The 21,101-nt window shown below is 68.2% G+C and carries 19 protein-coding genes, 2 pseudogenes and 1 riboswitch; of the genes and pseudogenes, 11 read left to right on the top strand and 10 right to left on the bottom strand.

Annotated features, from left to right (window positions below):
- Positions 1–28 precede the first annotated feature (28 nt).
- Positions 29–874: a PHP domain-containing protein gene (locus B1A87_RS03540; protein ID WP_078028092.1), complete on the top strand. Its 846-nt coding sequence runs from the start codon at positions 29–31 to the stop codon at positions 872–874.
- Between the two features lie 90 nt (positions 875–964).
- On the opposite strand, the gene B1A87_RS03545 is transcribed toward B1A87_RS03540, so the two are convergent.
- The 3 genes from B1A87_RS03545 to B1A87_RS03555 all read right to left on the bottom strand — a co-directional run bounded on the left by B1A87_RS03545 (position 965) and on the right by B1A87_RS03555 (position 5,378).
- Positions 965–1,837, bottom strand: coding sequence for a site-specific DNA-methyltransferase (locus tag B1A87_RS03545; protein ID WP_078028091.1), 873 nt, complete (start codon positions 1,835–1,837; stop codon positions 965–967).
- Between the two features lie 8 nt (positions 1,838–1,845).
- Entirely contained in the window at positions 1,846–3,561 is a 1,716-nt protein-coding gene (locus B1A87_RS03550) for a DEAD/DEAH box helicase (RefSeq protein WP_078028090.1), read from the bottom strand.
- A 299-nt stretch (positions 3,562–3,860) separates the two neighbouring features.
- The gene (locus B1A87_RS03555) at positions 3,861–5,378 is read right to left on the bottom strand and encodes an RNB domain-containing ribonuclease (protein ID WP_078028089.1); all 1,518 of its coding nucleotides are present in this window, start codon (positions 5,376–5,378) and stop codon (positions 3,861–3,863) included.
- A gap of 41 nt (positions 5,379–5,419) precedes the next feature.
- Here B1A87_RS03555 and B1A87_RS03560 point away from each other — a divergent pair, with 41 nt between their 5' ends.
- Entirely contained in the window at positions 5,420–6,106 is a 687-nt protein-coding gene (locus B1A87_RS03560; protein WP_078028088.1) for a ferritin-like fold-containing protein, read from the top strand.
- 64 nt (positions 6,107–6,170) lie between these two features.
- Here B1A87_RS03560 and thiE read toward each other — a convergent pair whose 3' ends face one another.
- Positions 6,171–6,875: a thiamine phosphate synthase gene (gene thiE / locus B1A87_RS03565; RefSeq protein ID WP_144275711.1), complete on the bottom strand. Its 705-nt coding sequence runs from the start codon at positions 6,873–6,875 to the stop codon at positions 6,171–6,173.
- A 27-nt stretch (positions 6,876–6,902) separates the two neighbouring features.
- A riboswitch (TPP riboswitch) is annotated at positions 6,903–7,023 on the top strand.
- Here thiE and thiO point away from each other — a divergent pair.
- The 5 genes and pseudogenes from thiO (at position 7,016) to B1A87_RS23575 (ending at position 10,188) form a co-directional block, all read left to right on the top strand.
- The gene (gene thiO / locus B1A87_RS03570) at positions 7,016–8,374 is read left to right on the top strand and encodes a glycine oxidase ThiO (RefSeq protein ID WP_078028087.1); all 1,359 of its coding nucleotides are present in this window, start codon (positions 7,016–7,018) and stop codon (positions 8,372–8,374) included. Its footprint overlaps the riboswitch before it by 8 nt.
- On the top strand, positions 8,371–8,607 hold the full coding sequence (gene thiS, locus B1A87_RS03575; RefSeq protein ID WP_078028086.1) for a sulfur carrier protein ThiS: 237 nt from the start codon (positions 8,371–8,373) through the stop codon (positions 8,605–8,607). The genes thiO and thiS overlap by 4 nt, the downstream gene beginning before the upstream one ends.
- A gap of 5 nt (positions 8,608–8,612) precedes the next feature.
- Positions 8,613–9,428 carry a thiazole synthase gene (locus B1A87_RS03580; protein WP_078028085.1) on the top strand — a complete coding sequence of 272 codons (816 nt, stop codon included), beginning with the start codon at positions 8,613–8,615 and terminating at the stop codon, positions 9,426–9,428.
- Positions 9,429–9,494: 66 nt separating this feature from the next.
- A pseudogene (locus tag B1A87_RS23570) lies at positions 9,495–9,713 on the top strand (4a-hydroxytetrahydrobiopterin dehydratase); the annotation flags it as partial.
- Between the two features lie 115 nt (positions 9,714–9,828).
- Positions 9,829–10,188 carry a VOC family protein gene (locus B1A87_RS23575; RefSeq protein WP_260680629.1) on the top strand — a complete coding sequence of 120 codons (360 nt, stop codon included), beginning with the start codon at positions 9,829–9,831 and terminating at the stop codon, positions 10,186–10,188.
- 13 nt (positions 10,189–10,201) lie between these two features.
- Here the strand turns inward: B1A87_RS23575 and B1A87_RS03590 are convergent, their stop codons facing one another.
- From B1A87_RS03590 to B1A87_RS03600, 3 genes are read right to left on the bottom strand one after another with little or no spacing between them, the layout of a single operon-like run.
- A complete protein-coding gene (locus B1A87_RS03590) occupies positions 10,202–10,504 on the bottom strand; it encodes a hypothetical protein (protein WP_078028083.1) in 303 nt (100 codons plus the stop codon).
- A gap of 8 nt (positions 10,505–10,512) precedes the next feature.
- Complete coding sequence (locus B1A87_RS03595; protein WP_078028082.1) at positions 10,513–10,737, bottom strand: DUF3107 domain-containing protein; 225 nt, start codon at positions 10,735–10,737, stop codon at positions 10,513–10,515.
- Between the two features lie 57 nt (positions 10,738–10,794).
- A complete protein-coding gene (locus tag B1A87_RS03600; RefSeq protein WP_078028081.1) occupies positions 10,795–11,463 on the bottom strand; it encodes a TetR/AcrR family transcriptional regulator in 669 nt (222 codons plus the stop codon).
- Positions 11,464–11,547: 84 nt separating this feature from the next.
- Between B1A87_RS03600 and moeB the strand changes: the two genes are divergently transcribed.
- Positions 11,548–12,747, top strand: coding sequence for a molybdopterin-synthase adenylyltransferase MoeB (gene moeB, locus B1A87_RS03605; RefSeq protein ID WP_078028080.1), 1,200 nt, complete (start codon positions 11,548–11,550; stop codon positions 12,745–12,747).
- Positions 12,748–12,775: 28 nt separating this feature from the next.
- Here moeB and B1A87_RS03610 read toward each other — a convergent pair whose 3' ends face one another.
- From B1A87_RS03610 to B1A87_RS03620, 3 genes are all read right to left on the bottom strand, one after another.
- Positions 12,776–15,124, bottom strand: coding sequence for a multicopper oxidase domain-containing protein (locus B1A87_RS03610; RefSeq protein WP_078028079.1), 2,349 nt, complete (start codon positions 15,122–15,124; stop codon positions 12,776–12,778).
- Positions 15,121–15,807, bottom strand: coding sequence for a hypothetical protein (locus B1A87_RS03615; protein ID WP_078028078.1), 687 nt, complete (start codon positions 15,805–15,807; stop codon positions 15,121–15,123). Before B1A87_RS03615 ends, B1A87_RS03610 begins: the two co-directional genes overlap by 4 nt.
- A gap of 99 nt (positions 15,808–15,906) precedes the next feature.
- Entirely contained in the window at positions 15,907–17,256 is a 1,350-nt protein-coding gene (locus B1A87_RS03620) for a glutamyl-tRNA reductase (protein ID WP_078028077.1), read from the bottom strand.
- Positions 17,257–17,414: 158 nt separating this feature from the next.
- Here B1A87_RS03620 and hemE point away from each other — a divergent pair, with 158 nt between their 5' ends.
- The 3 genes and pseudogenes from hemE to B1A87_RS22815 all read left to right on the top strand — a co-directional run bounded on the left by hemE (position 17,415) and on the right by B1A87_RS22815 (position 21,089).
- Positions 17,415–18,509 (top strand): uroporphyrinogen decarboxylase, encoded by a 1,095-nt coding sequence (gene hemE / locus B1A87_RS03625; protein ID WP_078028076.1) that lies wholly within the window; start codon positions 17,415–17,417, stop codon positions 18,507–18,509.
- Between the two features lie 4 nt (positions 18,510–18,513).
- Positions 18,514–20,004 (top strand): annotated as a pseudogene (gene hemG, locus B1A87_RS24860) (protoporphyrinogen oxidase).
- 911 nt (positions 20,005–20,915) lie between these two features.
- The gene (locus B1A87_RS22815) at positions 20,916–21,089 is read left to right on the top strand and encodes a hypothetical protein (RefSeq protein WP_185982226.1); all 174 of its coding nucleotides are present in this window, start codon (positions 20,916–20,918) and stop codon (positions 21,087–21,089) included.
- Positions 21,090–21,101 lie beyond the last annotated feature (12 nt).

The following is a 21,101-nucleotide window of genomic DNA, read 5'->3' on the forward strand; positions in this document are numbered from 1 at the left end:
TCTGCCGCGCATCTACTAGGCTGGGCAGGTGAGGATAGATTTGCACGCCCACTCGAACGTCTCGGACGGCACGGAAGCGCCGGCCGCGGTGATGGCAGCTGCTGCGGCGGCCCGGCTGGACGTCATTGCCCTGACGGACCACGACTCCACCGACGGGTGGGCCGAGGCGTCCCGCGCGGCAGTGGACAACGGGGTGGCGCTGGTGCCGGGCATGGAGATTTCCTGCCGGACGGACCAGGGGATCAGCGTCCATCTGCTGAGCTACCTGCATGACCCCGCCCACGAGGGGCTCCTCGAAGAGATCACCAAGGCCAAGGACGCGCGCCTCACTCGCGCCGAACGCATGGTCACGCTGTTGGCCGAGGACTACCCCCTGAGCTGGGACGATGTGATCCACCACGTGGCGCCCGGGGCCACCTTGGGACGGCCGCACATCGCGGATGCGCTGGTGGCGGCCGGTGTGGTGGCGGACAGGTCCGAGGCCTTCACGTCGATCCTCACCTCCCATTCGCGGTACTTCGTGCAGCATTACGCGCCAGAGCCGGCTTTCGCTGTCGAGCTGGTCCGTGCGGCCGGGGGCGTCCCGGTCTTCGCGCATCCGGTGGCGTCCGCGCGGGGGCGGGTTGTGGGGGAACGTACGTACCGGGAAATGATCGACGCCGGACTCGCCGGCCTGGAGGTCGATCACCGTGACAATCCCGAAGAGGGCCGGGAGTTCCTGCGGCGCCTCGCGGCGAAGCATGGCCTCCTCATGACGGGATCCTCCGACTACCACGGCACGGGCAAACCGAACCGGCTGGGTGAGTACCTGACCGCGCCGGAGGTCTTCGCGCGGATCGAGGAGCTCGGCACGGGCACGCCGGTCGTCCGCTGACCCGCGTCCCGGCCCGTTGAGCTATCAGTATTAGCTGCTCCGGGGCCGGAATGACCGCCCCAACTGATAGCGCAACGGGGCGATGGCGGCTTAGTTGGGCGGGTACGAGGCGAACTCGGCGTGCGCGCCCAGGCGCTTGGCCATGACGTCGATGGCGGGCTGGTTCTGGTCCACGCAGACAAACCTGCGGCCCAGCTTGGCGGCGACCGCACCGAGCGTTCCGGACCCGGCAAAGAAATCCAGGCACCAGTCGCCCGGCCGGCTGGAGGCGGCAACCACGCGGCGCACGAGGCCCTCCGGTTTCTGCGTGGGATAGCCCGTTTTCTCCTTGCCCGTGGGGGAGACGATGGTGTGCCACCAGACGTCGGTGGGGAGTTTGCCCAGCTCACGCTTGGCGGGCGTCACGAGTCCCGGCGCCATGTACGGCTCCCGGTCCACTTCGGCGCTGTCAAAGTGGTATTTCGCCGGATTCTTCACGTACACAAGGATGTTGTCGTGCTTGGTGGGCCAGCGGTACTTGGCACGCGCGCCGTAGTCGTAGGCCCAGATGATCTCGTTCAGGAAGCATTCCCGGCCGAAGATGGCGTCCAGCATGACTTTGGCGTAGTGCACCTCGCGGTAGTCCAGGTGCAGGTAGAGCGTGCCGTCGTCGGCCAGCAGGCGCCAGGCCTCAACCAGCCGGGGCTCCAGGAAGGACCAGTAGTCGCTAAAGGCGTCGTCGTAGCGGTGCAGGGCGCCCTTGATCGTGTCATAGGAGCGGCCCTTGAAGCCGACCCGGTCACCGTCGCCGCCGGCGTTGAGTACCATCCTGGTTTCCTGGCGCTGCTGGGCCCGGCCGGTGTTGAACGGCGGGTCCACGTAAATGAGAGTGAAGGCGCCGTCCGGCAGCGTGGGGAGGAACTCCGCGTTGTCCGCGTGTACCACCAGGTTGCTGCCGTCCGGCGCCCAGACAGTTTCAGTCATTGAGGCTTTTAGGCCTCGGTGCCGCTTGGCTGCGGGCCGGTCGCCGCCGGCTCGCTGCCGGCCACCACTTCACCGTTGCGGCGGCGGGTGCGCGTGCGGTTGCGGCGCGCGCGCGACGGCTGCTCGCCGTCGGCAGTTGCGGTTGCGGCGGGACCTGCTGCGGGGGCGGTTGCTGCGTCAGCGGCCGGCTCGGAGGAACGACGACGGCGGTCTCCCGAACGTCCGCCGGATTCGGCGCCGCTGCGGCGGGCACCTTCCCTGCTCCCGGTGCGGCCGGCGTCGCGTGCGCCGGAACGGCCGCTCTCACGTGCGCCGTCGCGGCTGCCGCTGCGGGCATTCTTCTTGCCGGTTTCGCCCAGGTCCTCCAGGACCTCGGCGTCGACGCCGGCCAGCGTGCGCTTGCTGCGCGGGAGCCGGCCCTTGGTGCCTTCCGGAATGTCCAGGTCCTCGAAGAGGTGTGCCGAGGAGGAGTACGTTTCGATGGGCTCGGGAACGCTCAGCCCCAGCGCCTTGTTGATGAGGCCCCAGCGCGGCATGTCGTCCCAGTCCACGAACGTGACGGCGGTGCCCTTGTTGCCGGCGCGGCCGGTGCGGCCGACGCGGTGCAGGTAGATCTTCTCGTCCTCGACGCACTGGTAGTTGATGACGTGCGTGACGTCGTCAACGTCGATGCCGCGGGCGGCGACGTCGGTGGCGACCAGGACGTCCACCTTGTTGTTGCGGAAGGCGCGGAGGGCCTGCTCGCGGGCGCCCTGGCCGAGGTCGCCGTGGATGGCGGCGGCAGCGAACCCGCGGTCCACGAGTTCCTCGGCAACCTTGGCGGCGGTGCGCTTGGTCTTGGTGAAGATGATGGTGCGGCCGCGGCCGCGCGCCTGCAGGATGCGGGCCACAACCTCGGCCTTGTCCATGCTGTGCGCACGGTAGATGAGCTGGCGGATGTCGCGCTTGGTCAGGCCCTCGTCATCCGGATCCGCGGCGCGGATGTGGGTGGGCTGCGTCATGTACCGGCGGGCCATGGCGATGACCGGGCCGGGCATGGTGGCCGAGAACAGGAGCGTCTGGCGGACGGCCGGCGTGCCGGCGATCAGGGTCTCGACGTCCGGGAGGAAGCCGAGGTCCAGCATTTCGTCAGCCTCGTCCAGGACCACGATCTTGACGTTCTTCAGCACCAGGTGCTTCTGCTTGTAGAGGTCAATCAGGCGGCCGGGGGTGCCGACCACAACCTCGACGCCCTTCTGGAGCGCGTCGACCTGGGGTTCGTAGGCACGGCCGCCGTAAATGGTGGCGATCCGGGCATTGCGCTTGCGGGAGGCGTTCTGGAGGTCGTTGGCAACCTGCACGGCGAGCTCACGCGTGGGAACGATCACCATCGCCTGCGGGGCACCCGGGGCGGGCAGCTTGTCGAAGCCGGCGTCGTCCGGGCCCACCACGCGCTGCAGCGCGGGAATGCCAAAGCCGAGGGTCTTGCCCGTGCCGGTCTTGGCCTGGCCGATGATGTCGTGGCCGGAGAGCGCCACGGGCAGGGTCATCGCCTGGATGGGGAACGGGTGGGTGATGCCGGCATCGGCGAGGGACTCGACAATGTCTGCCCGCACGTTGTAGTCCGCAAAGGACTTTTCCGCTATTTCGTGGGGTTTTTCATCCGAGATGATGGTTTCTTCCGGCTCGATGGTCTCGGTTCCGGAGTCATCAGAGAGAAGCTGGTGGGTATGCAATTCACTCACAGGGGAGTTTCCTTATTCATTTGGGCATTGGCACCGCCTGCTCAACGGGGCCGGCCCGAGGGCCGTTCCGGAGCACGCTCAGGCGCGCAAGCAAATCCAGTGGAAGCCGATCGCGGGCTATCTAAATGCTGGCACTGGGGACCAGCGGGTGTGTCTCAAGATCGCGTAGGGGCGGGCTTGTTGAATTCAAAATCAAGGAAATCAACGACCGGGCATCCATTACTACCTCTTCAGTCTAGCTGGCAAAACCGGATTCCCTGACGGGCGCGGCCGCGCACCGGCAGGAATCGGCGGCAGGATCAGCCCACGAGCTCGAGGTGGATCTCGCGCGTGGCGATGTCCGATGAGATCAGGCGGACGCGCACCTTGGTGCCTGGCTCCATTTCGCCGGCGCATCTGGCCGTGACGGCCGGCTCCGCGATCTGGACGACGCCGGACGGGCCGGAGCCGTTGGACGCCTTGCCGTTGGATCCCCTGCCATTTGGGCCGTTCCCGTTGCCGTTCCCGTTGCCGTTTCCGTTTTTGGCGGGCTTCGAACCGGAGATCACCACGGCGTCGAATTCCTGCCCGACGTGGTTGATCAGCAGGGCGGCTTCCACGGTGTCCAGGGCCAGCCGCTCCATCCTCGAAGCCAACTGGTCCGACGTAGCCATGATGTCCGGCAAAGTGGGCAGGGCCTCACGGGCCCAGGCCGGCACGGTCTTGTTGTTGCTCAATGCCTCGCAGATGACCAGGACGAAGCGGTCCACGAGCCGGCGCAGCGGAGCCGTGGTGTGGGCGTACGCCGTCCCGATGGCAGACTGGGTGGCCTCGTCCGGGACGGTTCCGTCAAAGTGGGTGTACCCGGCACCCCGGAAGAGCATGCCTGCCGAATGCAGGATGGCCAGCTGGCGGTGGTCGGTGGGATCGAGCGTCCGGAGGTAATCCCCGTAGCTGGCTTTTCCGTCCCACGGCTTGCCCAGGGCAGCGGTCTGGCGCCTGAAGTGGCTGAGGGAGCGCTCGTCCGGTGCCGGCATGGTGCGTAGGATACCGACTTTGCCCTCAAGCATCAGGCCAGCCGCTGCCATCCCCGTCATGAGGGAAATCTGGGCGTTCCAGTCCTCCACCGGAAGCTGCGGCGCCGCCACGATCCGGTAGCCGCCGTCGGGAAGCTGCACGATTTCCTGCTCCGGCGTGTTCAGGCTTGCCCCGCCGCGGGCGCGTTCCAGCTCAACCCGCTTCAGCCCGACCTCGCGCAGGAGCACCAGCACCGGCGCGGCAGTTCCGGCGTCAAGTTCGGCCTGGACGTTCTTGTAGTTGAGCTTGGCCCGGCTGCGGACCATTGCCCGGCGCACCAGCACGGACGTCACTTCGGCGGCGGCATCGAGCTCGAACTCCCACACGAACGCCGAACACAGCTGCCCGGCGAGCAGGCTGCCGGCATTCTCGCTGATGACCTCCGGGTGCAGTGGAATGCGGCCGTCGGGGGCGTAGAAGGTCTGTCCGCGGCGGCGGGTTTCGGCGTCGAGGGCGCCGCCCGGGGCCACGAAGGACGGCACGTCCGCGATGGCATAGAGAATCCGGTAACCAGCCCCGGACCGTTCGATGAAGAGCGCCTGGTCCAGGTCGGTGGACGACGGCGGATCTATCGTCAGGAATTCGACGGCGGTCAGATCAAGCTCCGGCAGCTCCCGTTCCGCCACGGCCGCTTCCGCTTCTTTGAGCACGTCCTCCGGGAATTCGCCGGGCAGTTCCAGCTCCGTTCGGAGCGCGCTCAGGGCGTCCGCAAGCGCGTTGGTCTGCTCATGGACGCTGGGGGACAGGCGATGATGTGACACGAAAATCAGGTTAGCCCGAATTGCGCCGTTAGTCTTGGATTATGGGCACATCCTCGGCTGACACCGCTCGGTACGACCGCTTCGTGGCAGATCTGTTCGGCGTCATGGCCTACGGCGAGCTTTCCGCGTTCGAACGGCTCTCCTCGGATGCCCGCTATTCGCCCACGCTCCACGACCGCGCCGTGCTCGGCAGGATCGCCGTCATAGAGTTCCGGCATTACGAGATCGTGAATGCGAAGCTCGCCGCCATGGGCGTGGACGTCGAGGATGCCATGCTCCCGTTCCAGGCCGCCGTTGATCACTTCCATGAACGGACCCGGCCGGCGGACTGGTACGAATCCCTGATGAAGGCTTACGTGGTGGACACGGTCTCCGCCGATTTCTACCGCATGGTGGCCCGGTACGTGGATGCCGAAACCCGGGAGGTCATCGAGCAGATCCAGTCATCGGAGGAAGCCACGGACGTACTCCGGGAACGCCTGAAAGGGGCGCTCGCCGACGATCCCCGGCTCGCCTCGCGGCTGGCGCTGTGGGGCCGCCGGCTCCTGGGCGAGGCCGTCACCCAGGCCCAGCGCGTGGGCTACGAACACGCATTCCTGAGCGGGTTGCTCACCGAAGCGGAGGACGGTGCGAACGATGCCGCGGCGCGGGAGCTGATACGCAGCCTCACGGCGGAACTCGCGGACAACCACTCGCGGCGGATGGTGCAGCTTGGCCTGAGCGGATAGCGGCCCGCTCGGCCCGTAAAGGTTGCGGGTCGGCTGGGCGTACCCGGCTGCGACCCGACCTCTGCTACGACGCAGCGGCCGACTGGTCGGCGGCATCCAGGGCGGACAGCAGCTCGGCAGCCGCGGCTGCCGGATCGGGCGCCTCGGTGATGGCGCGGACGACGACGATCCGGCTGGCGCCCGCCGCCACGACCTGCTCCACGTTGGTGAGATCGATCCCGCCGATGGCGAACCAGGGCAGGAGCAGGCCGCCGACTCTTTCCTCATCCGCCTTGCGGACGGCCTCGTCGGCGTACCGGACAAGGTCAAGGCCGACGGCGGCACGTCCGGGCTTGGTGGGGGTGGCCCACACGGGTCCCACACAGAAATAGTCCAGCCCGGTGCGGCCGTGGGTGGCGGCGATGGCGGCATCCACCTGGCCGGTGGTGTGCGTGGACAGCCCGATCACCGTGGCGGCGTGCAGGAGCTTGCGCGCCGAACGGAGCGGCAGGTCTTTTTGGCCGATGTGGAACACCGGTGCCCCGGACAGTGATGCGATGTCCGCACGGTCGTTGACGGCCCAGAGCCGGCCGTGCCGGTGGGCTGCCTGGCGCAGGACGTCCAGAAGTTCGAGTTCCTCGGCGGCCTCAATGGTCTTGTCGCGCAGCTGGATGATGTCCACCCCGCCGGCGAATGCCGCATCAACGAAATCGGCGAAGTCGCCGCGCTCCTGGCGGGCATCGGTGCAGAGGTAGAGGCGGGCGGTGGTGTGGACGTCATGCGCGGTCATGGCACCCAGCCTAGTTCCTCTAAACTGGGCAGGTACCGCGGGAGCCCGCTGCAGCTGTCACAAACGGCGCAGGGCTGAGAGGGCGTGAGAGCCGACCGCTTGACCTGATCCGGTTAGTACCGGCGTAGGGAAGGATTTCCATGAACCCTGGATCCGGCGGGACCACCGCTGCCACAGCAACTCTGCATGCCGACGTCGCCGTCATCGGCGGCGGCGTGGTGGGCCACGGGATTGCCTGGGAGGCAAGGCGCTCGGGACGCTCTGTGGTCCTCATCGATGAAGCGCCCGGAACGGGCGCCAGCTGGGCGGCCGCAGGGATGCTGGCACCGGTCAGCGAGCTGCATTACCAGGAAGAGGAACTCCTGGAGCTGATGCTCGATTCCTCGGCCCGGTGGCCGGCCTTCGCTGCCGCGCTCGCAGACGGCGGGCGGGACACCGGTTACCTCCCGACGCCGACCCTCGCCGTCGGCGCGGACCCCGCCGACCGCCGCGCGCTGATGGACCTACGCGAAGTCCAGCGGGCCAGCGGGCTCGTCGTCGAACCACTGACCATCCGGGAGGCACGGTCCCGGGAGCCGCTGCTGAGTCCGGGCATCTCGTGCGCCCTGGACATCCCGGCCGACCACCAGGTGGATCCGCGGCGGCTCGTGGAGAGCCTCGCCGCTGCGCTCGCCGAGCACACGCCCGGTTCCGGGACCGCGGTGGCCGGTGCGTGGAAGGGATACGCGGTCAGGGAGCACGCCGCTGGCCTGCTGTGGGACAACGAGGGGGTCTGCGGAGTCCGGCTCACCGGCGGCGGGACTGTCCTGGCCGGCGAGACGGTAGTGGCCAACGGCCTGGCCGCGGGATCGCTGGACGCGCTGCCGGAGGGCCTCAGGCTTCCGCTGCGGCCCGTGTACGGGGACATTCTCCGGCTCAGGGTCCCGGAGCGACTCCGCCCGCTGCTGACCGCCACGGTCCGGGGCATGGTCCGGGGCGTGCCCGTGTATGTGGTTCCGCGCCGGGACGGCACCGTGGTGATAGGTGCCACCCAGCGGGAGGACGACCTGTCCGGACCCAGCGCGGGCGGGGTCTATCAGCTGCTCAGGGATGCGCAGTCCCTGGTGCCCGCAGTGGCGGAACTTGAGCTCCTTGAAACCACAGCCAGGGCGAGGCCGGGAACACCGGACAACGCGCCGTTGCTGGGCCGTGTCCCGGCAGGCCGTGCCCCGTCAGGCGCCGGAAGGTCGGTGGCCGGGCTCATCGTCGCCACCGGGTTCTTCCGCCACGGCGTGCTCCTGACCCCGGCGGCCGCGGCAATCTGCCGCGAGCTGATGGACGGCGTGGAGGACGGCCGCTGGGCTGCCTTCCGGCCTGGGAGGTTCTCCCCGGAGCTGTCCGCATCCGGCGCCGCCGCAGTGAGCGCCGGCAAGCCACACAGCGCCGGCAACCCATCTTCAGCCGGCGACCTGTATTCATCCGGCACAGTCACATTTGACCAGGACAAGGAACCAGCATGAACATCACACTGAACGGTATTGAACAGGCAGTGGGCGCCGGCGCCTCCGTCACGACGCTCGTCAGCCAGGTCACGGGGCGCATACTTGCCGCGGACGGACAGGCCGCCGACGGCCAGCGGCTCGGGGTGGCCGTGGCACGCAATTCCGAGGTGGTGCCCCGGAGCCAGTGGCACAGCACGGCCCTTGCAGAGGGCGACGACATCGAGCTCGTCACAGCAGTCCAGGGAGGATGAGGACGATGACCGAAACAACAGCGGCCGCAGCGCAGCAGGGGACCGGTTCAGCCGACCGCCTCGTCATTGACGGCGTGGAACTGACCTCGCGGCTCATCATGGGCACCGGCGGGGCTCCCAGCCTGGACGGGCTCGGCGCCGCGCTGCTGGCCTCCGGCACCGAGCTGACAACGGTAGCCATGCGGCGCTACTCGCCCGCCGAAACGGGATCCCTGTTCCAGCTGCTCCTGGACAACAACATCCGCGTGCTGCCAAATACCGCCGGCTGCTTCACGGCGCGGGACGCCGTCATGACGGCCGAGCTGGCGCGCGAGGCCCTGGAAACCGACTGGGTGAAGCTGGAAGTCATCGCCGACGAGCACACGCTCCTCCCGGACGCCGTGGAGCTTGTGGACGCCACCGAGCAGCTGGTCAACCGCGGTTTCAAGGTCTTTGCCTACACCAACGATGATCCCGTCCTGGCGCTGCGGCTCGAAAACCTGGGGGCAACCGCCGTCATGCCGCTGGGCTCACCCATCGGGACCGGGCTCGGAATCCTCAACCCGCACAACATCGAGCTGATCGTGTCGCGGGCTTCCGTTCCGGTGGTGCTGGATGCCGGGATCGGCACGGCCTCGGACGCGGCACTGGCCATGGAGCTGGGCTGCGACGCCGTACTGCTGGCCACTGCGGTGACCCGGGCCCAGAACCCGTCGCTCATGGGGGAGGCCTTCAAACACGCGGTTATCGCCGGTAGGCTGGCGAAGGCGGCCGGGCGGATCCCGCGCCGCGAGCATGCCTTGGCGTCATCGGCCATGGAGGGCCGGGCAGAGTTCCTGTAGGTCCGGACCGCCCACGGAGACCATGCGGCGCGGCACGCTCACTGGATCCTCGCTTAGGAGTCAGCCGTGGCCGCCAGAGACGACATCCTCACCCGCCCGCAGATCGACGCTGCGCTCGCCGGCCTGCCCGACTGGCGCTACCGGCTCGGCGGCCTGGTCACCGTCTACAAGACGCCGACGGCGGCTTCCGCGCTTGAGCTGATCGCCGCCGTCGGGCGCATTGCCGAGGACAGCAACCACCATCCCGACCTGGACTGGCGCTATAACCGCTTGTTCATCCGGTTCAGTTCCCACGACGCCGGCGGCGAGGTCACGCCGCGCGACGTCAACGCCGCGGCCGCGGTCTGCGACGCCGCAGCGGCTGCGGGAGCCCAGTCGGAGCCCGGCCTGTACCATCTAGATGTGTATAAGAGACAGGTACCGGACCGTGGAGATCGGGATCGACACCACGGACGCGGCGGAGATCTCCGAGGTCTGGCGAGTGGCCCTGGGCTACCGGAAGGGGCGGGACGGCGACCTGGCGGACCCCCACGGCCGCGGGCCGGGGCTATCGTTCCAGGAAACCGGCACTCCCAACGACAACCGCCTGCACGTGGACATCCACCGGTCCAAGGCCGAATCTGCGCCGGCCCTCGAGAAGACGGCGGCCACCGGCGCGTTAATGGACAGAGACCACGCACCCGGCCGGGTGGTGGTCACTGACGCCCAAGGGAACCGGCTATGCCTCTGCACTGAGGAAGGCACCGGGCCGGCAACCTAGGAGCACCCGACTGCTAGATCTTCAGGGCAGCCGTCAGCCGCTGGGTGTCCTGCCGTGCACGGACCCTGCCCAGGTATATGGCGACTGCCACGGCAGCCGCGGTGCCGGCGATCATGGGAACAATCCACGGAATCCACGTGAGTCCCGGCTGGTAGCCGAGACCCGCCGTCATGCAGATGATCCAGGCAAGCATTCCCACCCCGGCAGCCACGCCCGCCGGGAGGAGAATGCCGTACTTGGCGTGACGTTTGTCATTGGCCCAGACGATGAAGCCAGCAGCGACGGTCACCAGGAGCACAATAGCGAGGGACAGCACGGTGCTTCCTACAGTGCGCCGAAGCCGACCCGGCGGACTTCCTCGGCGCCGATTTCGACGTAGCCCAGGACGTTCGCGGGGATGATGATCTGCCGGCCCTTTTCGTCGGTCAGCCGCAGCTCAGTGCCTTTGGCGAGGGATTCCGCTACAACCTTGGCCACGGAGTCTGCATCCTGAGACGATTCCAGCACAATTTCGCGGCCGATGTTCTGAATGCCGATCTTTACTTCCACAGCAAGGCCTCCCAGCCAATCAAAGTTGAAATTTCAAAGGTGTTCTTCCTTTGTAGTCTAGGACTCTTTGGGGAAGCGAGAGATTCCGCGCCAAGCTAAACGGTAGATGAGGTCACTGGCGACATCGAGGTCGAGATTGCCGTCCGTTTCGAGCCAGTAGCGTGCGCTGACCTGCGCCATCCCGGCGAGGCCGCGGCCGAGCAGCTGGGCCTCCAGGAGCGGCAGTTTGGTGTCTTCGGCGATGACCTGCGCGATGGCGTCCGCGAAGGCCTTGTTGAAGGTCTCAAGGCGCGCGCTGACGTCCGGATCGTTGACGAGGTCGGACTCGAACACGAGGCGGTGCGCCTGGTCGTCACTGTCAATGAACCGGTAGTAGGCGCGCATGACGGCCTGGACGCGCTCCTTGTTGTCGGTGGTGGAGTTGAGCGCGCCCATCATGAGGTCGGTCAGGGTCCCGAGGTGGCTGTCCAGGAGCGCCAGGTAGAGCTCGCGTTTGGAGGGGAAGTGCTGGTACAGCACCGGTTTGCTCACGTGGGCCGTTTCGGCGATCTCGTCCATCGCGGCTCCGTGGTAGCCGTTGGCGACGAACACCTCCTGGGCGGCGGCCAGCAGCTGGGCCCTGCGCTCGTCCCGCGGCAGCCTGGCGGATCGCTGCCCTGCGGCCCGGGGGGTGCCGGCCGGGGAGTGCGCGGCCCGAGTTCGATCAACGGGTGCATGATGAACCACGGTTGGCCTTCTTTCAATTGCTGTTAACTTCACTTTACCCGGGGGTAATATGACCGCGCGGTATCTTCAGGCATACATTGAAGTATGGCTTCTCCGTCCACCGCAAATGCAGCACTCACCTCACTGGATCCCCTAGTTGATCCGGCACCCGGACTCTCGCCCGAGGAGGTGGAACGGTATTCCCGGCACCTCATCATTCCGGAGATCGGCGCGCTCGGCCAAAGGCGGCTGAAGAACGCGCGCGTCCTGGTGATCGGCGCCGGCGGACTCGGGTCTCCCGCTCTGCTCTACCTGGCCGCGGCCGGCGTCGGGACCATCGGAATCATTGACGACGACTCCGTTGACCTGAGCAACCTGCAACGCCAGATCATCCACGGCGTCCAGGACGTCGGGCGTCCCAAGATCGAATCGGCGCGTGATGCGATTGCGGCGCTGAACCCGCTGGTCGACGTCAGGCTGCATGATGTCAGGCTCGACGCCACGAACGCCCTGGAGCTTTTTTCCGGCTACGACCTCATCCTGGACGGGGCGGACAACTTCGCCACCCGCTACCTCGTCAACGACGCCGCGGCGATCCTCGGCAAGCCCTACGTGTGGGGATCGATCTTCCGCTTCGACGGCCAGGTCAGCGTGTTCTGGGAACAGCACGGCCCCACCTACCGCGACCTGTACCCGGAGGCGCCGCCGGCGGGTTCCGTGCCGTCGTGCGGCGAGGGCGGCGTTTTCGGGATGCTCTGCGCTGCCGTCGGGTCCCTCATGGTGACGGAGGCCGTAAAGCTGATCACCGGCGTCGGGCGTTCCCTGCTCGGCCGTGTGGCGTTGTATGACGCCCTGGGCGGCAGTTGGCGCGAGATCAGGGTGGCCAAGGACCCCGCCGCCCCCCGGATCACGGAGCTGACGGATTATGAGGCCTTCTGCGGCATCACGCCCGCGGCGGCCACCGACACGGAACACACCATCACCGCAACGCAGTTGGCCACTATGCTCGCTTCGCGCGATGCCGGGCTCAAGGACTTCGAGCTCGTGGACGTCCGGGAGACCGGCGAGTACGACATCGTCCGGATTGACGGCTCCGTCCTGATTCCCCAGGGCAGGATCCTCGCGGGCGAGGCCTGGGGCGAGCTGCCGCAGGACAGGGACATCGTGTTCCACTGCAAGGCCGGGACACGGTCCGCAGCGGTGCTGGCAGCCGCGCAAAAGGCCGGCTACCAGCGCGTGAGCCATCTCGACGGCGGTATCCTCGCCTGGGTCAGGGACGTGGAGCCCCAGAAGCCCGTCTACTGACAGCGGCGCTGTCTTTCGGCGGGGCATGTCACGCCGCTACGACCGGGATGCGCCGGGACATGAGGACCTTCCCGGTGATCCAGTCCAGCAGGTTCACCGTCAGCGTGTAAGTCCCGGGTGCCGGCGGACGCAGCAGCATGTCGTAGCGCTCCGCTGCTCCGAAATTGATGATGCTGGTCCGCAGGGGGCCGGTGGCGGAAATCGGCCGTGCCGGCCCGGTCGGGCTTGACGTGTCGCGGAATGGCCGGCCGTCGTGCGCTATCAGTTCGGCCATGGCAACGCGCTTGCCGGCGGCGTCCGTGAAGTAGGCGGTGACGGGGAAATAGTTGGCGTTGAGCAGGCGGAGCAGCGTGGGTTTGACGGTGCCCCCTGCCATCCGGGCGCGGATGCGGCTGAGGAAGATGGGGCCCTCTTTGTTCGGTACCGGGGCGAGTTCCCCTCCCAGCAGATAGAAGTGCCTGGCCTCGAACTTGTCCAGGCCCGCGTCATCCCCGGACAGCCCTGCAGCGTGGTTAAGCTCGTGCCAGCGGGGGTCCACCGAGTAGGGGACCAAGATCGTTTCGGTGTCGATGTCGTATTCCGGCCCGTCCACGAACGACCGCCGCGCACCCTTGGTCACGGGGTAGTCCGGATGGACCGCCGGATCGATGATCAGGGGGCCAAACATTCCCATTTGCACGTGCAGGGTGGTGTTGACGTGGCAGTGGTAGAAATACGTGCCGGACGCCCCCCTGTTCGGGTTGCCGGGCTGACCGGTTTCCGGCCGCCATTGATAGGTGTAGCTCCCCGACACCTCGAAGGAGGTGTGGCCCACGCCGTCGTTCCGCGGATCGGGTTCGATGCCGTGCCAGTGAACCGTATGGACCTTTTTGCTGGGGTGAATGGTCCCGTGGAATAGCTGGCCCTCGGTGATCCGGACCAAGGGCGCGGGGAAAATCCGGCCCGAGTTCTCGGTCTCGAACGTCCACATCTCGAATTCGCCGCCGTCGTCGAATTTCATCTTGCGGTTGAAGAACTTGAATTCGTGGGCCACGTCCGGCGTCTGGCGGAACTCCGTTGCGGGGCTTCCCTCATGCATTTGCTGTGAGCTGAAGTCGACCTGGCTGCGGAACAGCTCGTGCGATGCGGCGCCGGCAGCGGCCGGGCCCGGAGCTGCCAATGCCCAGTGGCCCACCAGCCCGCCGGGGTACATCCCGCCCTTTGCCACCTGCGACGGTTCGGCGTGGCAGTGCATCGGGTAGTCCCAGTCCTCTTTCCGGGCGTTCCACACCTCATCGATGGCCTCCGGCGGACGCCTCAACGGGAGCAACGAGTCTTTTCGGTCCAGGGGGTGCATCTCAATGACGTCCTCCCACTGCTGGAGCACGATGTGGCCGGCGGCGTCGACCTTCCCGCCGGTTCGGGGGAACGGCGTTCCGTTCCGGTTCACGGTCCAGAGATGGTTTCCGTGGAAATGCAGTTGGTGGTGGACCACCCCGGCGTTGAGGAAACGCATGAGCTGACCCGTCGCGACAGTGCCGGCGGTGGCGCCCTTGCTGAAATTGCGGACGTCGATCTGGCGTGCGGACCCGGACATCAGGGTGTCCTCATCGCGGACGCGGTTCAGGGCCTCATCCGTGGACGCGGCCAGGGACTGGAAGCCGCTGCGGCCGTTGAGGGTGAAATACCGCGGATACACCGGTGTCTTGTCGGGGTCCACGGTTCCGTTGCGGGACGCGATGCCCGCCCACACGGGGTCGACGTTGTGGAGCATCCACACCCACTGCCGCTCGAATTCCGGCCCGTTCGTCGTGGGCAGCCACGGCGAGGCCGGGTCGGTGACCAGCAGGGCGCCAAAGAGGCCAAGAACCCGCTGGACGGGGTCGGCGGTCGGATCGGCCGGATCGGCACCGGGATCGCAATAGAGGTAGGTACCTGCCTTGGGGGCCTTGAATTGCAGTGTCTTGGTCTGGCCCGGTTTGATCACGCCGGTGCCGACATGGCCGTTCCCGGATCCGGCGTTCAGGAACTGCAGCGCATGCTCCTGGGCCAGATGGTTGGTCACGCGAATGCTGATGGTGCTGCCGGTTTCCGCGATCAGCGTACGGTCCGGGAAGAAGCTGGCCCAGTGTGCCCGGCGGACCAGGAATTCGCCGGGGTTGGCAGGGTCCTTGGCGGCGGGCGCAGGACGCCCCAAGGGCGGAACTGCGGCCTTGAGCGGGTAGGTGCGGCTCGCCACGACGATACCGTTCCGCAGGAATACGCGGGGGCTCACCGCGAGGCTCGGCCTAGGATCCGTGACGAGGGTCCGCCGGTCCCCGAATCCCCGGTGGTAGACGAGCGAGCCATCCACCATGGGCAGGAAGCCGTCGTTGATGTGCAGGTCCAGGGGGCTCATGACTTCACCTGGGTTGCGGTCAGGAGCGGCAAGGCCAGGCTCATGCTCCCGTCCTGCTCCGGCTCGGAGTATTCGAGTTCCATGTCCAGGGCGTCGTGGGGCGCCAGGTAGCTGATCCAAAGACGCTCCGTGGCGCCGGCTGCTATGGCGCCGGGGCCCTTGTTGAAGTCCTGGGGCGTGACGGTGATGCCGGACGGCAACAGCTTCAGGCGAAGCTGGCCCGGGGCAAACAGAACGGGCTCGGGCCGGCTGTTGGTCAGGGCCACTTCGAGGAGGACGACATCGCCCCACGTGAAATTGGCCGGCTGCGGCCAGCCGGAATCCGGGAGGACTCCGCCGTCATGCGTATGGGCGGCAAGGCTGACCATGGGATCGCCGGGGGACCGCCGGGGCGCTCCGGACAATGAGGCCGCGGCACCAGACCCGGTAATGTGCGATGCGGCGGCAGCCAGCGACTTCGTTGCCGGCCGGCCCTGCGCGTCCAGTCGCGCCAAACGGCCCGCCTTAACTACCGACAGGGAGCCGAAGGCCGTAGCGACCGGTTCGGCGCTGTTCGACGTGCTTCGCGAGACCACACCGTAGGTACCTCCGGCCGCGAGCAGCAAAGCCCCGCCGCCTACGATGAGGCCGAACTGCCTGCGGCTGAGGGCAGGGACTGTTTCTGCGGGCGGATTCGGCTTCATTGTCGCACCCCTTATTCGCATTCACGGACAGGTTCAATGCTGTCCGGGAAGCCTATGGAAAGGTTGGGCGTGCGGCCCCTCTGATCGGGGCGGAGGAACCTAGGCGGAGTTCCGTTGGTCCCCTGCCTGGGGACGCCTGGCCGGAGCCACCTGGCTGTGATCGACGGGGCACTCGGCCTTTGCCGCGGCTGCCGGCTGTTCCACGGTGATGCCGTAGAGGGTTTCGAGGGCGGCGACGTAGTCGTCCTGCTGACCGTTGGACGCCAGCTCCCGGGCCCGGACGGTGGGGACGTGGAGGAGCTGCTTGACCATGCGGCGGAGCGCGAATTCAACTTCTTCAGCCGCTGCGGTGCAGCCGTGGCGGGCGCGGACCTTTTCCATTTCCGCGTCCAGGACGTTCATGGTGTGGCGGCGCAGGGCCACGATGGCCGAGTCCACGGACCGGGCCTCCCGCTCCTGTTCGAAGGCTGCGGCTGCGCCGGACACCAGGCTGCTGGCCTGGGCGAGGGACTCCGCCTGCTCCTGGGGGGCCGCGAGGCGCACGGACTCCAGCGTGAGGAGCTCCACGCCGTCGAGCTCTCCCACGGCGGGGTCGAAATCGTGCGTCAGCGCCAAGTCGATCGCGATCAGCGGCTGGGCCGAGTTGGCGCGGACTTGTGCGAGCTCGGATGCTTCCACCCTGGCGTCGGAGCCGCTGCACCCGATCATGACGTCGGCGGCTGCCACGGCGGCGTCCAGCGTGTCGCCGTCGAGCGCCGTGCCGCCGCGGGTGGCCACAAACGTTGCGGCCCGCCCTGAGGAGGAAAAGACCGCGATGTCGCGGCAGCCGCGTTCGCGCAGCAGCGCCATGGTGGCTCCGGCGTAGGCGCCGGTGCCGAACACCACAACCTTCTTCTGCGACCAGTCGGTTTCCTCGGAAAGGTCCGTCGCAAGATCGAGGGCCACTGAGACGATGGACAGGCCCCGGGATCCGAGCGCTGTCTGGGCGCCGACGTCCTTTGCGGTCTTGGAGGCGGCCTGGAACAGGCGGACGAGGCCGGAGCTGGCCGTGCCTTCGTGCTGGGCGGTGATCAGCGCGCGGCGCACCTGTCCCGCGATTTCGCGTTCGCCGACCACAGCGGAGTCCAGGCCGGAGCTGACGGCAAAAAGGTGCTCGCTGACTTCGGGGCCCGTGTGCGTGCTGAATGACCGGGACACGAGCTGTTCACTGAGCCCGCTCATGTCGCTGATCTGGCCGACCAGGGCGGCGCGGGCGGCTTCGACGTCGTCCGCGTGCGCCGCTTCGCCGTAGATTTCGTAGCGGTTGCAGGTGGCAAGGACAACCGCACCCGTCACAGCCGGCGATCCGGCGAGGGCGGATGTGGCGATGCCTGATGAACCGTTGCTTAGCTGAGCAACGGTTTCGAGGTCGATGTCGGCGTGAGTCGCCACCAATGAAAAAAGAACCACAGCACGACAATCATAGCTTTTTCGCAACCTCGTAGAACAACCCCCGGCCCGGATCGCCGTCCTCCCGCCCTGTGATTCTTGCCACGGACGGTCAATTCGATCCCGGGATGACAGGCTGTCGTTATCTTTTGGGGGCGATTTTCGGCACAATCAGAGGCATGACTTCTAGCGCTGCAACTTCAGCCGGCACCGTTCTTGACGCAGGCCATCCGCTCATGGACGGCCGCACCGCCGACTCGCCGCTCATCACGGCTTACCGCGGCGGCAAGCCGAGCCGCCGCCCGGTCTGGTTCATGCGGCAGGCCGGCCGGTCCTTGCCCGAATACCTGAAGGTGCGTGAAGGCGTCGCCATGCTGGACTCCTGCCTCCGGCCCGAACTGGCCTCCGAGATCACGCTGCAGCCTGTCCGCCGCCACGACGTGGATGCGGCGATTTTCTTCTCGGACATCGTCATCCCGCTCAAGCTGGCCGGCGTCGGCGTTGACATCGTGCCGGGCATCGGTCCGGTCCTGGACAAGCCCGTCCGCACCGCCGCCGACGTTGCGGCCCTGCCCAAGCTCACGTGGGAGGCGCTGGAGCCGATCCGCGAGGCCGTCCGCCTGACCGTGGCGCAGCTGGGCAAGACGCCGCTCATCGGTTTTGCCGGCGCACCCTTCACCCTGGCCGCCTACATGGTGGAGGGCAAGCCGTCCCGCGACCACCTGGGCCCCCGCACCATGATGCACGCCGATCCGGAAACTTGGACCGCGCTGGCCAACTGGGCCGCTGACGCGTCCGGGATGTTCCTCCGGGCGCAGCTGGAGGCGGGCGCCTCTGCCGGGCAGCTGTTCGATTCGTGGGCGGGTTCCCTCGGCCTGGCGGACTACAGGCGTTTTGTCGCGCCGGCATCTGCCCGTGCGCTGGACCATGTCCGCCACCTCGGCGCGCCGCTGATCCACTTCGGCACCGGAACCTCCGAACTCCTCGGGGCCATGCGCGACGTCGGCGTGGACGTCGTCGGTGTGGACTACCGCCTCCCGCTGGACGAAGCGAACCGCCGGCTCGGCGGCACCGTGCCGCTGCAGGGCAACATCGATCCGGCGCTCCTGTCGGCCCCGTGGGACGTGCTCGAGGCGCACGTCCGGGAGGTCATCGCGTCCGGCGCGGCGGCACCCGGCCATGTCCTGAACCTCGGCCACGGCGTGCCACCGGAAACCGACCCGGACGTGTTGACGCGCGTCGTCGAACTCATCCACTCCATTTCCCCGGAGTAAGGCAGTGGCCGCGGGCAATCCTCCGGCTGCCGGACGCACGGCCCTGGTGGTGGGGGGCGGCATCTCCGGCCTCATGGCCGCGAGGGAACTGGCCCGGGCCGGCCTCCGCACCACGCTGCTTGAAGCCACTGACGCCTGGGGCGGCTGCGTCGGCCGCCATGAGGTCGCCGGGCTGACGCTGGACAGCGGTGCCGAATCCTTCGCCACGCGCTCCAGCGCCGTGGCTGAGCTCGCCGCGGAACTGGGTCTGGCCGAAAATATTGTGGGCCCCCATCCCGGCGGGGCGTGGGTGCAGCTGCCGGACGGTCCGCGCGAGCTTCCCAAGACGGGCGTGCTCGGCATCCCGGCGAATCCGTGGGATCCGGAAGTGCGCCGGTCGCTGGGGCTGAGGGGCTCCCTCCGCGCCTCGCTGGACAAGTTCCTGCCGTCCTCCGTGGGCACCACGGCGGACGTCTCGAGCGTCTCCGCCCTGGTGAGGGCCAGGATGGGCCGCCGGGTCCTCGAACGGCTCGTCGAGCCGGTGGTGGGCGGCGTCCACTCGGCCGATCCCGGGTTGCTGGACGTCGACATGGTGGCTCCGGGGCTCCGCGCGGGGATCGCCCGGCATGGGTCGCTGGCCGCCGCCGTCGCCGCCCAGCGCAAGGGTTCGGGCTGTCTCTTATACACATCTAGATGTGTATAAGAGACAGGGTTCCGGCGGCGAGGGGACTGCGGCCAAGGCCGGCTCCGCCGTCGCCCGGCTTGACGGGCGGCATGCACACGCTGGTTGCCGCCCTCGTGGCGGATCTTCGCCCGGCGCGGCGTGGAGCTGGTGCCCGGCACCCGTGCCGACGCCGCGGCCCGGACGCCGGGCGGATGGCTGATTGCGGCTCACGGGAAAACGTACGACGCCGATGTGCTGGTGGTCGCGCTCGACGGGCCTTCCGCCGTCGGGCTCCTCGAGGATGCGGTGCCGGCCCTGGCCGGCCACCGGCCCGCCCGGGGCCGGAGGTCAAGCTTGTGACACTAGTTGTGGACCTCCCTGAACTGGACGCGCGACCGCGCGGAACGGGAATCCTGGTGGCCCCGCAAACCGCCGGAATCCGGGCCAAGGCGCTTACGCACGCCACGGCCAAGTGGGACTGGCTCGCTGCGGAGGCGGGGCAGGGCAGGCACGTCCTGAGGCTGTCGTACGGGTGCCGGGACAGTGGCGGCCCGGGCGGGCCGGCGCCGGCTGCGGGACCGGATGCTGCCCTGCGTGACATCGCCTTGCAGGACGCGTCAGCCCTGCTGACTGTTCCTGTCAAGGCTGAGAACCTGGCGGGCTGGGACGTGGTCTCCTGGGCCGGGCGCCCTTCCGTTTGCGGCCGTCGGTCACCGGCAGCGGGTGGAGGACGTCCGCAGAATATGCTCCGGCAGCCAGGATCTTCTGATGGTGGGCGGGTGGCTCGCGGGCAACGGCCTCGCGGCCGTGGTGGCTGACACCCGGACGCAGCTGCGGGCGTTCCTGCAGTAGCGCCCCGGGGGGGGATTCTGGCGCCATCCCGTCCGCTTTCAGGCCGCCCGCGATACCTGCTGGCGGGCCTGTCCGCAAGTTTTCCCCGTGCGATTTTCTGTCTAGGGTCTCTAAGTATGGTCATTCAGAAGTCCGATAACTTTCGTACGCTGACTGGTTTCCATGGGGGTCTTCGGCGCGGCACGGCAGCAGCTGCGCTCGGAGCGGTGCTGGTCATATTCGCAGGGGTACCTGCATCCAACGCTCTTACGCCCGACTTGCCGGCGGAGCCGGACGGCGGCACCTCGGCGGCAACAGGCCTGACTGCCGGCGTCCCGGGTGTGGCCGACCTCGGCGTTTGGGCGGCCGCCGCTCTGCGGACGCAGGCCCCAACGGCCACGGCCACCGCCACCGCCACTGCCACTGCCACTGCCACTGCCAAGCCTTCGCCCGCCGCTCCGGTGCCCTCGGTTCCTTCCCTTCCCCTTCCCCTTCCCCTTCCCTGCCCTCGCCCACGCTCCCGACGCCGACGCTCCCGTCGGTAACGGTGCCCGTGCCATCGGCGCCCGCGCCGTCGCCGGCCGTCTCGCCATCCGGGACCTCGGCGCCCGTCCCCGCACCGGCGTCCTCCGGTCCGGCCCCTTCGCCAGCCGCCAGTCAGGGCGGTACGGCGCAAGCCGCAGGCTCCGGCGCGGCCCGGCCGCTGCCCTCCGGCGCAAGCCAGCCGGCAGCAGCGCCTGCCGCGGCATCCCCGGGGCAGGCGCCACCCCGGCAGGCGGGGCCACCGGCGGCCCCGCTGCCGGCCCCGGGCGATCCGGCGGGGCCGGTTCGGTTGCGGACCTCTCGGCGCTGTCCTCTGCCCCTGGCTTCGGGGACGCTCCGTCCCTGGAATCGCGTCCGGGGTATGGGGCTCGGCGGGCTTGTCCGGCCCGATGAACGTGGCTTCCGCCGACTCGCTGTACAGCACCCGCGGGCCTGCTGAGAGTGCCGTTCTCGCTGCGGCGCCCGGCGGCGCGGTCTCGCCGCTGGTCTGGTGGGGTGCCGGACTGCTGGTCCTGGCGGGCGCGGCCGGCATTGCCGTGGTCAGAATCCGCCGGTCCCTGTGAAATGCCCCACTT

Source organism: Arthrobacter sp. KBS0703 (genome assembly GCF_002008315.2).
Classification (GTDB): Bacteria; Actinomycetota; Actinomycetes; order Actinomycetales; family Micrococcaceae; genus Arthrobacter.

What these genes read in the sequence shown, in the direction of transcription:
- B1A87_RS03545 (WP_078028091.1), bottom strand. Translation starts at nt 1,837, where the DNA reads ATGACTGAAACTGTCTGGGCGCCGGACGGCAGCAACCTGGTGGTACAC.
- B1A87_RS03560 (WP_078028088.1), top strand. Translation starts at nt 5,420, where the DNA reads ATGGGCACATCCTCGGCTGACACCGCTCGGTACGACCGCTTCGTGGCA.
- thiE (WP_144275711.1), bottom strand. Translation starts at nt 6,875, where the DNA reads ATGACCGCGCATGACGTCCACACCACCGCCCGCCTCTACCTCTGCACC.
- thiO (WP_078028087.1), top strand. Translation starts at nt 7,016, where the DNA reads ATGAACCCTGGATCCGGCGGGACCACCGCTGCCACAGCAACTCTGCAT.
- thiS (WP_078028086.1), top strand. Translation starts at nt 8,371, where the DNA reads ATGAACATCACACTGAACGGTATTGAACAGGCAGTGGGCGCCGGCGCC.
- B1A87_RS03580 (WP_078028085.1), top strand. Translation starts at nt 8,613, where the DNA reads ATGACCGAAACAACAGCGGCCGCAGCGCAGCAGGGGACCGGTTCAGCC.
- B1A87_RS23575 (WP_260680629.1), top strand. Translation starts at nt 9,829, where the DNA reads ATGTGTATAAGAGACAGGTACCGGACCGTGGAGATCGGGATCGACACC.
- moeB (WP_078028080.1), top strand. Translation starts at nt 11,548, where the DNA reads ATGGCTTCTCCGTCCACCGCAAATGCAGCACTCACCTCACTGGATCCC.
- B1A87_RS03610 (WP_078028079.1), bottom strand. Translation starts at nt 15,124, where the DNA reads ATGAGCCCCCTGGACCTGCACATCAACGACGGCTTCCTGCCCATGGTG.
- B1A87_RS03615 (WP_078028078.1), bottom strand. Translation starts at nt 15,807, where the DNA reads ATGAAGCCGAATCCGCCCGCAGAAACAGTCCCTGCCCTCAGCCGCAGG.
- hemE (WP_078028076.1), top strand. Translation starts at nt 17,415, where the DNA reads ATGACTTCTAGCGCTGCAACTTCAGCCGGCACCGTTCTTGACGCAGGC.
- B1A87_RS22815 (WP_185982226.1), top strand. Translation starts at nt 20,916, where the DNA reads ATGAACGTGGCTTCCGCCGACTCGCTGTACAGCACCCGCGGGCCTGCT.